This is a genomic window from Rohdeia mirabilis (assembly GCA_007750655.1).
GTDB lineage: Bacteria > Planctomycetota > UBA1135 > UBA1135.
In genome coordinates this window covers 586361-599681 of the sequence record CP036290.1, presented here as the reverse complement: position 1 = coordinate 599681, position 13321 = coordinate 586361, and the positions used below count along the sequence as shown (strand labels likewise).

The window sequence follows — 13321 nt, the reverse complement described above, 5'->3', positions numbered from 1 at the left end:
GGCGGTGGTCGGTGCCGAATCGCCACTGCAACCGACGAGCGTCGTCGCTGTACAGAAGAAGGCGAGCGAGACGACCAGGAAGGACGCGGTGGGAGTCGTGTTGGTGGGCTTCATCGTGCGTTCGGCGCGTCGCCAGTGCGATCGTCGGTCGTGTGGTTGGATTCGTCGTCGATGTCGACGGTGGGTCGGTCGTCGGCTGGATCGTCGAGTCGATCGCCCGATCGCCCTCCATCGGGCACCGGACCGAGCAACTCGACGATCGTCGCCGCCGCCTCGGCCTCCTCGAAGACCTGGTCGAGCAGGCTCGCGTGCAGCTCGTAACGGCGCGTGGCCGTCTCGAGCAGTGCGAAGACGTCCACCTCGCCGAACTCGACGAGCCGTGCGGCCTCCTCCATTTGCGCGTCGAGGGCCGGCAGTGCTTCGGCGACGAGCCGCTCGCGCGCGGACCGCGCCGCGGTCAGGCGCGTGCGAGCCAGTGCCAGTTCGACGAGTGCGCGCTCGGCCTCGGTCTCGGCCACCGCGCGTGCGAGTTCGCGCTCGGCCCGGGCCGTGGCGATCGCGGCACGGTTGCGATTCCACAGCGGGATCGGCAGCGTCAGCCCCAGGAGGAAGCGGCGGTCGTCCTCGTCGCCGTAGCCGGCGGCCAGGCCAAGGTCCGGGTACTGCGCGCGGATCTCGAGGCGCAGCGCCTCCTCAGCGGTGCGGTACCGCGCCCGCGCGAGGGCGACGCGCGTATTGCGGGCGAGCAGGACCCCGGTCTCGCCGGCGCCGGCGTCGAATGTCGCGGGCTGCTGCCGCAACTCGGGCAGCAGCTCGAGCGCGACGCCCGGCGCCAGTCCGAGCAGCGCCAGTACGTCGATGCGGCGCCGGTCCGCGGCCGCGACGAGGTTGATCGACTGGAGTTCGCGTTCGAGCAGCGCCAGCGGGACGAGGCGCCCCTGGATCCGCGACAGCTCCCCCGCCGCCACCAGCCGTTCGGTGACGGTCGCGACGCCGCGCAGCTGTTCGACGATCTGCTCGACTAGTTGGGCGCGTTCGCGAGCGACGCTCCAGGCGGTCCAGGCCCGGCGCAGTTCGAGGCGTAGCCGCCATTCGGCGTCCACGACTGCACGCAGCTGCGCCTCGACCCGCGCGTCGGCCAGGTCCTCGAGCACGCCGAGCCGACCCGACAGGGGCAGAGTGACACCGAGCGTCAGGCCGTACTCGAGCAGGCTGCCCGGCGAGAGCACCTGGGCCGCGTCGAAGCCGAAGATCGGGTCCTCCCACACGCCGGCGTGCTCGCGCCCGGCCAGCGCCACGTCCACCTCGAGCCGCGCGAGCCGCAAGTCGGGGTTGTAGAACAGCGCGAGAACCTCGGCCTCGGCGGCGGTCAGACCGTCGGCGAGGTCGAAGCGCTCGGGCACGTCGTGGCCGTCCTCGGCGAGCCGCTCGACGAAGGTCGTCAGCGCGGCCGGATCGGGGCGCGCGGACGACATGAGGGCCAGGTGGTCCTCGAGATCGAGCGGGCGACGCTCGTAGCTCTGGCACGCGGCGGCCAGCACGCCCAGGGCGAGGGCACCGAGGCATCGGAACGGGAGCGGACGCGCGGCGCGGCAGCGACACGCTGCGGGCGCGGCGGCGTCGACGGTCGGATCGTGCGGGCGAGGACGCCGAACGGGTCCGGGGGTCTCGCTGCGGGTGGCGCGCGACGGCGCGCCGGTGGAACTGGGCATGGAACGGCTCTCTGAATGGTCACTGGGGTCGGAACTCGGTTCGAGCTCCGACGCCTAGACCCTCAGAGGCAGCGTTCCGGGCAGTCTTCCGGTGGATCGCACCGCTCCCGGCGGTGCGGCGAGCGCGCGCAGTCGCGGCTCGTCCGGAGGCGCGGGTTCGAGCAGCACGAACGGATCGAGGACAGGTGCGTCCACGAGCGGTGCGCGAGCTCCAGCCGAGTCGGCGAGACCGTCGTCGAAGAGCAAGGACTGACACCCGGGGCATGCGGGCAGGTCCACGAGCGGACCCTCGGGAAGCTCGTCGTCGTGATCTCTATCGTGATCGTGCACGCATCGGTCACTGCACCACCCCGACGACGAGCAGCCGTGCGCCACATCGGCCGAGGCTTCGACGTCGCTCCACCACCCCTGCACACCGGCCGTGCAGAACGACAGGCTGAGCCCCTGCGGCGCAACGAAGACGTAGAGCGCCAGCACAAGGAGGCAGAGGGATCGGAAGCGGAGCACCATGGAAGAGTTCGAGATCCATCGACCCTTGTCAACAACCGACTTGAGTCGCGCCGCGAGCGGGATCGTACGAGGGATCATCTGGATAGGATCCGCAGCGAAGCGGAGGGGTCCGCTCGGACGAGACCCTCTAGGGGCAGCACGGTAGAGCCCCGCGGCTGTGGCCCGATGCGGCCAAGCATGGCCAGGAACGAAGTAGACGAGACTGGTCAGCACGAGTCGCAACAAGCAGGAGCCTCCTTGCGCGAGCTTGCCGGGGGGGAACAGGCCGAGTGCCAGCTCCCGCCTCCAGCAACGCTCGGACCACTGCCCCGGCTCCCCCATCCGTAGCTACGAGCGTGCACAGAACCACTTCGTGAACCCGGGCGCGCCATCGGCAAGACGCCATCCCCCGTCCGGTGATGACGGGCATCGCGGGAGACCCTTCCACGTTCAGTGAAGGTCCCCTGACGGGATGCCCACCTCACGACTCAGCAACCCCTGACACAGGCCCCTTCTTCACTCGGAAGCTCCAGCTCGAGGGTGGTGTGACTGATCCGAAATCGCTCTTCGAGCAGCGTCCGTGCAGCTTGCTTGATCGGGACGAAGTCGGATGCGCCGCCTGGAACGACGAGGTGCGCTTCCATCGCTCGGTGCTCCTCGTCGAATTGCCAAACGTGCACGTGGTGGACCCCGGCGACTCCCTCGAGTGAGGCGAGTGCTGACGCGACCTCTTCGATGCTCAGGTCAGGCGGAACGCCCTCCATCAGGATGCGAACGACCCCCCGCATCATCGAAACCCCTTGGACGAGTACATAGGCCGAGATGAGGAGCGTCGCGACGACATCCGCCCAGCTCCAGCCGAACAGAATGGTCAACGATCCAGCAACGATGACAGCCACCGATGCGAGCGCATCCGACACGTTGTGAACGAACGCTGCTCGGATGTTCAGGTTGTTCCTGGAGAGCGTGAACGTCAGTACAGCTGTCACCGTATCGACGACCAGTGCGCCCCCAGCGACCCACACGACGATCCACCCATCGATGGGCTGTGGGTCGAAGTATCGCGCGACAGCTTCGTAGATCAGGTAGATGCCCACGATCACGAGCGTGGTCAGGTTGATGAGAGCACCGATGACCTCTGCACGTCGGTAGCCGAACGTACGCAGCCTGTCGGGGGGACGCCGGGCGATCCGCCTCGCAACCAAGGCAACGATGAGTGCCCCCGCATCGCTCAGGTTGTGGAGAGCGTCGGCAACCAGTGAGAGGCTTCCCGAAACGACGCCGCCCACGACCTGAACGATCGTTAGCAAGACGTTTACAAGTACGGCGACCACGAGGCGGCTGTCGCTCGAGTCGCCTTCGTGGTGGTCATGCATGCCGATTCGAACCCACTGTCGACCTGGCCCGATGCGTCGAGTCGCATCGACCTTCGACGACCGCATTGCGACATGTTCGTTGGCCCGCGCAAGTCCCGACCCAAGGAGGCGCTCCGACGCCGGCGGCATCGGGGTGGGAGTCGACCTCCGCGCTGACTGCCGCGAGCACCTTCGCCTCGATTCGTCGGTACGTCAACTCACGTCGACCTGACCCCCAAGGATCGAGCCTGGCACGCGACGTTCCACGCAGGCCGTCGCGCGATCCGGCAGTAATCGCATTCGAGTCGGCTGGACACTCTACCCAGTCCAACCGAAGCGCTCGATGGAGCGTTCGACGGCTCATCACGATGACTACCGAAAGCGCACACCAACGCGCAGCTGCCCGCGACGCGATCACTTCTATTGCAGCGCCATGCGCTCGGCCTCGAGTCTGATGTTGCCCTGCTCGTCGAAGCGCACGACGCCGGCAACCGTCACCTCGCTCAGATGGTCGAGCCCGTGCTCGCCATCCAACGTCCAGGCCGCGGGGAACTCACCGTCGAGGAACTCGACGTTGACCGTGAGCGAGCGGAGTCTCGTGAGGTCTTCGCAGCAGTAGTCCCACGGCGTCGGGCACATGTCGTCGTGCTTCTCCGAGCAGTCCAACAACGAGTCCTCGACGAGGCGGAAGGTGGCCGAGCGGCCGAAGTCCTGGAGCGTGCCCCTCAGCACCACCTGGTCGCCGTCCTGGGCCGATTCGCGCAGGTCCACGACGTCGACGGCACCGGCGAGGGGCTCGTTCGACCAGAGCGACGCCGGCATGCCCGAGGTCTCGGCGTCCCCCGGCGATGCGGATTCGGCGGACGCTGCGTCCCCGCCCGTGGCCTCCGCTCCCCCATCGGACGCATCGGGCGTCGAGGGTGCGCAGGCGACGAGGGCGGCGGCGACGACGAGGGCGGTGGCGAGACGGGCGGTTCGATTCGAGATGGTTTCCATGTTGGTGTGGGAGGAAGAAGGTCAGGCGACGAGGCGTCGCAGGCGAGTGTTGGTTCGAACGGAGGAACGCTGTGGACGTCAGTCCTCCGCAAGTGCGGCCGCGATGGGTAATCGAGCGAGGCGAATGGCGGCGGGAACCACGCCCGCCACCGACAGTCCGATGGCGCCGACGAAGCCGACGACCACAGCGTGCGCATCGACCTCGAGCTCGAAGGCGCTCATGGCGAGGCGGACCGCCCCACCGGTGAGGAAGAGCTCGGCGAGCACGAGGCCGATAACGCCGCCCGTGGCTCCGAGCAGCAGGAACTCGGTCAGCATGGAGCGCACGACCTGGAAGCGCCCGTACCCCACGGCGCGCAGCATCGCCAACTCGCGGATGCGGTCGTTGACCGATGCCGCCGCGGTGTTGGCGCCGCCGAGCAGGGCCGCGATCGCGATCATCGCGGCCAGCGCGTGGGCCATGCGACGGATGGGCACGAAGTAGGCGACGAGCTCGCCGTAGTACTCATCGCTCGTGACCAGGTCGAGTTCGAGATCGAGGCGCCTGTCGCAGAACAACTCGAGCCGTCGGAGGGCGACGTCGTCGGCGAGCTTCGCGAACACCACGGACGAGTCGTCTCGCTGCGCGAGGCCGCGCAGGGGCTCGAGAGGCGTCCAGATCTCGGCCTCGAGCGTGGTCCCCGGCGCGACGAACCGACCCACCACCTCGTGGACGGCTCCTTCCAGGACGATCGACGCCCCGACGGCGAGCTCCGCCTCGGACGCACCCAGCTGACGGGCGACGAGGCGCCCGGCGATCACCTCGCCCGGGCCGGGTAGACGGCCCTCCACGAGTGTCAACGCGTCATGCACCTCGTAGGCACTCGGCGTGACACCGCGCACGAAGCCGGCCGCGACGCGCGCGCCGCCGTCGAGACCGATCGAAGTCCCCATGTGGATCTCGTCCGAAGCCGCGAGGACTCCGGGCACGCTCGCCCGCACGAGCGAAGCCAGCCCCGCCTGGGTCGTCGAACGGACGACGTCGCGTTCGGAGGAGACCGAGAGCAGGAGCACGGTGTCGGGGCTCGCGGCTCCCGAGAACGTGCCCTCGAGACCGCGGACGAAGGCGGTGGTGGCCACGAGCAATGCCGCGACCAGGGCGCTGGAGAGCGCCGTCAACAGCGTGCGCGTGCGCCGCCGTCCGAGATTGCGGATGGCGTAGTCGAAAGGAAGTGTCATGGCTCAATTCGACAGGGCTGGGACGATCTCGGCGCGCGCGCTGCGGATCGCCGGGACGATGCCGGCCGCCAGGCCCGCGGCGAGGGCGATGGCGAAACCACGCAGGAGCAGCTCCGGCGTCACGACGAATGCGACGGTCACCCCCTCGCTGCCGATCGCGAGACTCGTCGTGCGCAGGACGAGCAGGGCACCACCCACGCCCAGCGCCGCTCCCACGAGCGCGAGCGAGACGGCTTCGCCCAGCACGAGCCGCACGATGTGCGACTCGCGAAAGCCGATCGCGCGCAGGACCCCCATCTCCTTCGAGCGTTCCTGGACCCCCATGAGGACCGTGTTCGCGACGAGTGACAGTACGACCACCACGCACGCCAACGCGAGGAGGCGTCCGAAGCGCAGGATCTCGCGCAAGTCCTGGGTCGCGCTCTCGAGGTACGCGACCCGCGGTCGCGTTGCGGTCGGGGACTCGGCCGTGGCGAAGAGCCCGTCGATCGTGTCGGCGAGTTTCGAGACATCGGCGTCCTCGTCCGCCAGAACCTCGAACTGCGTCACCGTGCCGAGGCGGTCGACCGGACCCGCGCGTTGGAGGTACTCGAGGTGCGTGAGGATCAGCGCCTCGTCGGTCGCGTTCACCGACTCGAAGATGCCGGAAACCTTGACGTCGATGTCGCCGAAGCGGAATCGATCACCGACGGAGAGGTCCTTGCGCGCGGCGAACGCGCGGCCGACGAGTGCGGAGTCCTTCTGGGCCCGGAACTCCTCGAGGCTGCCGGAAACGACGCGCACGTCCCGTTGCTCCAACAGCGTCTCGACCGGGGCTCCCTGGAAGGTGACGAGGTCGAGACTCGCCCGACAGTTGTTCAGGTAGATCTTCACCGGCAGGACCATCTCCACCCCGTCCAGGTCCTGGATGCGCCGCGTGTACGACTCGGGCAGGAACGACGTCTGTGGGCAGTAGCGGTTCTTGCGGAACACCACGAGCGTGCGCGACGCGTCGGTCGAGTCCATGGCCCGCGACATGCCCGCGCCGAGGCTCTCCACGAGGACCAGCAGCGCCAGCGCACTCGCGACGCCTACCACAGTGAGGAGCGTTCGGCCCTTGCGGCGGGCGAGGTTCTGAAGGACGAGCTTGGCGAGTTTCATGAGGCCACCTCCTGGCCCTGCGTCTCGTGCAGTTGGCCCTTGTCGAGCCGCATGATCCGCGTTCCGTACGAAGCCGCGTGCGGGTCGTGCGTCACCATGACGATGGTCTTGCCGCGCTCCTCGCGCAGCCGCCGAAGGAGGGAGAGGATCCCTTCCGCCGACTCCGCGTCGAGGCTCCCCGTGGGCTCGTCGGCGACGACCAGATCGGGGTCCGCGACGATGGCCCGGGCGATGGCGACGCGCTGTTCCTGGCCGCCGGAGAGCTGCTTCGGAAGGTGGGACGCGCGATCGGCGAGGCCCACGGCCTCGAGCGCGATCGAGACGCGCGTATGCCGTTCATCGCGGCTCAGTCGCTGGAGCCACAGCGGCACCTCGACGTTCTCGTAGGCGGTCAGCACGGGAACCAAACTCGCGCGCTGGAAGACGTAGCCCACCGTCCGCGCACGCCAACGCGCCAAACGTCCGGACGACCCCTTCGCCACGTCGAAGCCATCCACCGAGACCGTTCCGGCCTGGGGACGGTCGATCCCGGCCAGCAGGTTGAGCAGCGTCGTCTTGCCGCTACCCGACGGGCCGAGCAGGACAAAGAACTCGTTCCGTTCGATGTCGAGGTCCACGTCGGCGAGGGGCGTGACGGTGTGCTCACCCTTGGTGAAACGACGTGTGACGCCGCGCAGTTCGATGAAGCTCATTGCCTTCCTCCAGAATTCGAAAGTTCCTCTTCACGAACGATCACGGGAACCGGCTCCTGCGGTCCACCCGCAGCGGCGACCTGCGCCCGGCCTGTGTCGATGACCTTGTCGGTCAGGTCGAGCCCGGCGAGGATCTCCACCATGCGCGGCTCGCCGTAGGCGGGCCCCGTTTCGACCTCGACGCGCCGTGCGACGCGCTCGACCGGATCGAAGACCCAGACCGCGCCGTCCTCGACGACACGAGCGGGCAACGCGATGCGCACGCCGCCGCTTGAGCGACGGGAGCCCTGCTCGCTATCCGATGCTGTTGCGCGCGCTCCGTAGAACTTGACCTGCGACAGCATGTCCGGCCGCAGCAGCTCGTCGGCGTCGAGCACCTGGACCTGCGCCTCGAGCGTCACCTTCTGGATGTCGGCAAGCTGCACGATGCGCACGACCTCACCCGCGTACGGACGGCCGGGGCGCGAGTCCGACGTGACCGCGGCGCGCTGACCGACGAAGAGCTTCTCCATGTCCCCCAGCGGAACGTCCACGCGGACGCGCAACGAGTCGGGCCGCCAGACCGAACAGATCGCCTCGCCCGGTGCGAGCTGGGACCCGGCACCGACGAGGCGTTCGAGAACCACACCTGACGTGGACGCGACGACGGTCGTCCGCGCAAGCGCCAGCTCCGCAGCCGCCAATTCGGCGCGCGCCTCCTCGACGAGCGCCAGCGTGCGCTCGAGCTCGGCGATCGCGACGTCGCGCTCGAGGCGATCCGCGAATCGCAGATCCAGCTCTCGAGTGGCACGTTCCAGCTGAGCCGCAGCCTCGCGCTCCTTCGCGCCCGTAGCCGTCGCATCCGCCCGCAGGCGTTGCAACACCGCGCGCGCCACGACGAGCTCGGCCTCGGCGATCTCTACCTGACGGGGGCCAGATGCACCGGCCTCGTCGAGTTCACGCTGGACGATGACTTCACTCTCCGCGAGCTCAACGCGTGCTTCGCCCTCGGCCACCGCCGCTCCTCGCAGCTCGACCTCCGCCTCCAGACCGGCCTGCCGTGCTCGAGCTGCCGCCTCGGCCTCGGTCACCTCGAGCGCTGCGTCGAAGCGCTCGTTCGCGATCGTCGCCCGCGCGCGGTTGGCGGCGCCGGCCGCCTCGGCCGTCGCGAGTGCGGCCGCGGCCCTGTCTCGTACGATGCGAGCATCGTCGTCGACGAGGCGTGCGACGGTATCCCCCGCTGTCACAGGGTCGGACTCCTGCACGAGCAGCTCCGCGACGGTTCCGCCCGCGAGAGCGGGCACGAGCACGGGGAAGGGGTCGGGCTCGACCCAACCGGCCGCCTGGACGGCGACCGTGTCCGCTGCGATCGCATCGGCGCCGCCGACGCCCTCGCCCTCGATCCTGGTCGGGCGCACGATCTCGACCTCGATGCGCGGCACGACGATCTCGACGATGGCGTCGCGGAGCAGGAACAGGAAGACGGCAACGATCGCGAGCGGCAGGGCGATGCGCGTCCAGCTGCGGCGCGGTCGTTCGACCTCCTCGGTGGCGCGTGCCAGCGCCGACAGATCGACGTTCTTGCTCCCGCTCACGGCGTCACCTCCGTCGCGCGCTCGTCCTGCCAGGGCAGTCGAGTACCAGCCGGGCCGCGTGCGCCGGCGAGCGCGACCTGGGCCAGTGCGAGCGCTTCGGCGTCGTCGATCTCGGCGGTTGTCGCGCCGAGGCGTCGATACAGGGCGTCGATCCACTCGAGCACCGGCATGCGCCCGACGCGGAACGACGCGCGTGCAGCGCTCCACCCTGCGGTCGAGCCTTCGACCACGAGCCGCGTGGCACCTGTCGTGCGGCGGTGGATCTCGTCGCGTCGCTCACGGGCCGATCGCTCCTCCACCAGGAGAAGGTGCAATTCGTCCTCGTACGCCTCGATCACCGCGTCGCGCCGCTCCACCGCGCCAGCGAGTCGCCCGCGCCAGCTCGACGGGAACGGGAGTGTGAGTTGCAGGACGCCGCCGATCGCCAGATCGTCCTCGTAGCCCAGATGCGGCCCGATCCCGACGTTCGGCCAGGCACTGGTGGCAACGCTGCGGACCTCGGCCTCGCGCAGCGCGAAGCGTGTGCGCAGCTCTCGCAGGCGCGGGTGCTCGAAGAGCGCCCCGTCGCCGAGCTCTGCGTTCGGTCGGAGCGCCGGCTCGCTGGCGGGCCGGTCCGGCGCGAGGAGCGCCTCGAACGCCCCGTCCTCGGGCGGAACACCGGCCGCGTGCGCGAGCGTGGCCCGCCGCGCCGCCACGTCGGCAGCCACGGACGATCGTGCTCGCTCGACGCTTCCGACTGCGGCGCGGGCCGCGGCCGCGGGAGCGTCGCCGATCCAACCGCGTTCGTGCAGGATCACGATCCGGTCGAAGTCGGCGCTCGCCTGCTCGAGGACCTCGGCGAGCAGGCGTTCGCGCGCGGCGGCAGCCTGGAATCTCAGGCGAGCGGCGTCCACGGTGAGCCAGCTCCGCCAGATCTCGGACTCCAGTTCGGCTGCTGCAACGACGACGGCCGCCGCCGCTCGTTCGCGCTCCGAACGGGCAGGTCCGATGCCGAGCAGTCCGAGGAGGTCGAAGGTGGCCACGAGTTCGACGCGCTCGTCGTCACCGCCGAACTCGTGATCCGTGAGGCCGAACCCGATGGGTTGCGGGGCCCCAGCGCTCTTCGAGTCCGCGATGGCCGCCGAGACGGTGCGCGCCGACGCCCGCACTTCAGGCGACCAGGCGAGCGCCCGAACCAGCCAGTAGGCGGGGTCGTCGGGCTCGACCGAGAGTGGGTCGTTGGGAAGGGTGACGGGCGAGCGGTGAAGTGCCGCTCGCTCCAGGGCACGCTCCAGTTCGAAGGGGTCAGAGCGCGCCTCGAGACGCTCGAGAGCGCCTGAGTGGTCGAGAGATTCGGTCGTGGGTGCAGCGCAGCTGGCGGTGCCGAGCAGGGTCGCTGCACAGGCACCGAGCGCGATTGCGATACGCGGTGCGGACCGGACGCGCGGAGGCGCGTCGGCGATGGGTTGCATGGTGATGCCGTGGTCGAGTTTCGAGAGAGTCCGAACGCAGGGGTTCGGGGCTCTCTAGATCCTCAACGGCATCGCACCCGGGGTGCGGCCGATCGGCCGCCGGAGCTCGGGCGTGCGGCAACGGGTCCGCGCAACGAACGGCGCCGGAACCACGTCGTCCTTGAGGACCACGAGCGCGAGCAGTTGCGGATCGAGGTCCACCGTCTCGGACTTCGACCGGTCGATCGAAATCGTGTGGCTCTCGTAGACGTGGCAACCCGGGCACGGCGCCGGATCCACGCGGGACGCGTCCTCCCGACCGTCGTGGCTCTGGTGCCCGCGCGCCGGGTGGCGTTGCTCGGATCGACAGCAGGCGCACATGGAGCGGACCTGATCCGATCGCAACGCGACTACGCTCTCGCTCGGTCGGGCCGCCGCCAGCGCTTCTTGCTCGAGCACCGCCATCGAGGCCGCGCGCTCGGCGTCGCCCTGCCAGCAGAAGCACACCGACACCTGCAGCCCCACGGGCGCGAGCAGCGCCGGCAGGAGCGTCATCAGGAGGGCGAGGATGCGGAAGCGGTCGGTCATGCTCGAGCGCGGGCCCTTCGAGTTCGGCCGCACGGCGTGACCGTGCAACTCGACGAAGCACGAGGCCCCGCGCGAGGATCGGAAGCCATGGACACTTGGGTCAAGCGAAACCTCCTTCAGAGGAGGTGGAGCGAGCGATCGGCGCGTAAGGGGCTCTCCAGGAGCTAGCTCAGAACCCACACGTGCAGCGCGAGGAGCCAGAAGCCGAGGGTGCGGAGGGGAGTCACGGGGCGGAGTCTAGGGAAAGTCTGGATTGTCGGTACGGCGTCAGGCACGAAAGTGCCACCTGCCGCCGACGACGCTGCGATTCGCAGCGTCTCGGCGGGGCAGGTGGCACTTTCGTGCCTGACGCCGTACCGACAATCTACGCCACCTTCTGGCTCGTCCCACCCGCACCGAGGGACACCAGCAGCTCACGGGCCTTCGGCTCGGGGACCGGCGGGCTGAACAGGTAGCCCTGCACCTGGTCGCACTGCATGACGCGCAGGAAGCTGAGCTGGTTGCGCGTCTCGACGCCCTCGGCGATGACCTTCAGGCGCAGGCTGCGACCCATCAGGATGATCGAGGTGGCGATGCTCGCGTCGTCGGGGTTCGTGTTGACCTCGTTGATGAACGAGCGGTCGATCTTCAGCGCGTCGATCGGGAAGCGCTTGAGGTACGACAGCGACGAATAGCCCGTCCCGAAGTCGTCGATCGAGATGTGGATGCCGCGGTCCTTGAGCTTGCGCAGCATCTTGACCGCCTCCTCCGCGTTCTCCATCAGCATGCTCTCGGTCAGCTCGAGCTCGAGGTACTGGGGATCGAGTCCCGTCGCCTCCAACGTCGCGAGCACGTCCTCGAGCAGCTTCGGATCGCGGAACTGACGCGGACTGAGGTTGACCGCCATCACGATCGGGTCGAAGCCGTCCTTCTGCCACTGCACCGTGTCGCGACAGGACTGTTCGAGCACCCAGCGACCGATGTCGACGATCAGACCCGTCTCCTCGGCGACCGGGATGAACTGCGCCGGCGAGACGAGCCCCATCTCGGGGTGGCGCCAGCGCACGAGCGCTTCCATGCCGACGATGCGCTCGTCGGCGATCTGGACCTTGGGCTGGTAGAAGACCTCGAACTGCTGGTCGGCGAGGGCCTTCTCGAGCGCCTTCTCCATCGAGACTTTCTGGAACGCGCGCGAGTTCATCGAGGCCGAGAAGTAGTGCAGCGTGCGGCCGCCCTCCTCGCGCGCTCGGGCCGCGGCGCTCTCGGCGGCTTCGCACAGCTCGTGCGCGGTGATCGCGTCCTCGGGGTGGATCGCGATGCCGATGCAGAAGTTCGGGCGGATCTCCTGGTCGCCGCGCATGTACGGCTCGGAGAGCGCGTCGAGCATGCGACGCCCGACCACGGACGCGTCGTGTTCGCGCTCGATCTCGAGCACCACGCCGAAGCTGTGCGGGGTGACGCTGCCGAGTCGGATCGCTTGGGCCTCCTGGGGCAGACGGCAGACGACGTCGCGTCCGCGCAGACAGCCCTTGAGTCGCTCGGACACCGCCGCGGTGAACTCGCTGATCTCGCCCGCACTCCAGCCTTCGGTGAGAGCGGCGAAGTCGTCGTAGTCGATGCACAGGCACGCGACCGGGTGGCGGCGGCGACCCGCGTGCACGAGACCCTGCTCCAGTCGGGCGAGGAACTGCTCGCGACCCGGAAGCCCGGTGACCGGGTCGTCGGTGAACGTGTTGCCGCCGTTCGACGTCAGACCTTCGAAGCACGCGCGCAGAGCCGGAGCACCGCTGACCATCACGAGCACCTCGCCCAGGTCGTCGCTGTCGAGCAAGCGGCTGGCGTCGGCGGGGTCGGCCACTTCCATCCAACGGCACCCGAGTGCCTCGAGCGTGCGCCGCAGCTCGGGGTTCACGGGCTCACCCACGCGCATGATCGTGGGGCGGTTGGGCACGAGGCCGTCGTTGCGTTCTTGGTCGGTCACGATGGGTCGGGAAAGAGGTTCCGGTGGGGTCGGATCGACCGCACGCGCGCCCCCCTTGAGCCCGGCCAGGCGTCCCCCGCTCTCCGCGAGCCGCGCCGGGGACACGGGGGGGGGCCGTGCGGGGGTGCCCCCGAGGTCCGAACTCCCCCGTTCGGACCCGGCGCCCT

General features: G+C 69.3%; 11 protein-coding genes. All 11 read right to left on the bottom strand.

What is annotated here, in order from left to right:
• Positions 1-110: 110 nt before the first annotated feature.
• Complete coding sequence (locus Pla163_RS02190) at positions 111-1712, bottom strand: TolC family protein (protein WP_145182888.1); 1602 nt, start codon at positions 1710-1712, stop codon at positions 111-113.
• Between the two features lie 54 nt (positions 1713-1766).
• Positions 1767-2222 carry a hypothetical protein gene (locus Pla163_RS02185; RefSeq protein ID WP_145182885.1) on the bottom strand — a complete coding sequence of 152 codons (456 nt, stop codon included), beginning with the start codon at positions 2220-2222 and terminating at the stop codon, positions 1767-1769.
• Positions 2223-2689: 467 nt separating this feature from the next.
• Positions 2690-3577 (bottom strand): cation diffusion facilitator family transporter, encoded by an 888-nt coding sequence (locus Pla163_RS02180; protein ID WP_145182882.1) that lies wholly within the window; start codon positions 3575-3577, stop codon positions 2690-2692.
• Between the two features lie 399 nt (positions 3578-3976).
• Positions 3977-4552 carry a hypothetical protein gene (locus Pla163_RS02175; protein WP_145182879.1) on the bottom strand — a complete coding sequence of 192 codons (576 nt, stop codon included), beginning with the start codon at positions 4550-4552 and terminating at the stop codon, positions 3977-3979.
• Positions 4553-4630: 78 nt separating this feature from the next.
• Positions 4631-5770: an ABC transporter permease gene (locus Pla163_RS02170; RefSeq protein ID WP_145182876.1), complete on the bottom strand. Its 1140-nt coding sequence runs from the start codon at positions 5768-5770 to the stop codon at positions 4631-4633.
• A gap of 3 nt (positions 5771-5773) precedes the next feature.
• Positions 5774-6910, bottom strand: coding sequence for an ABC transporter permease (locus Pla163_RS02165; RefSeq protein ID WP_145182873.1), 1137 nt, complete (start codon positions 6908-6910; stop codon positions 5774-5776).
• Entirely contained in the window at positions 6907-7602 is a 696-nt protein-coding gene (locus tag Pla163_RS02160; RefSeq protein ID WP_145182870.1) for an ABC transporter ATP-binding protein, read from the bottom strand. The genes Pla163_RS02165 and Pla163_RS02160 overlap by 4 nt, the downstream gene beginning before the upstream one ends.
• Positions 7599-9176: an efflux RND transporter periplasmic adaptor subunit gene (locus Pla163_RS02155; protein WP_419186221.1), complete on the bottom strand. Its 1578-nt coding sequence runs from the start codon at positions 9174-9176 to the stop codon at positions 7599-7601. The genes Pla163_RS02160 and Pla163_RS02155 overlap by 4 nt, the downstream gene beginning before the upstream one ends.
• Entirely contained in the window at positions 9173-10627 is a 1455-nt protein-coding gene (locus Pla163_RS18605) for a TolC family protein (protein ID WP_419186220.1), read from the bottom strand. The genes Pla163_RS02155 and Pla163_RS18605 overlap by 4 nt, the downstream gene beginning before the upstream one ends.
• Positions 10628-10681: 54 nt before the next feature.
• Positions 10682-11194 carry a hypothetical protein gene (locus Pla163_RS02150; protein WP_145182864.1) on the bottom strand — a complete coding sequence of 171 codons (513 nt, stop codon included), beginning with the start codon at positions 11192-11194 and terminating at the stop codon, positions 10682-10684.
• A gap of 364 nt (positions 11195-11558) precedes the next feature.
• The gene (locus tag Pla163_RS02145) at positions 11559-13154 is read right to left on the bottom strand and encodes a putative bifunctional diguanylate cyclase/phosphodiesterase (RefSeq protein ID WP_145182862.1); all 1596 of its coding nucleotides are present in this window, start codon (positions 13152-13154) and stop codon (positions 11559-11561) included.
• Positions 13155-13321: the final 167 nt, after the last annotated feature.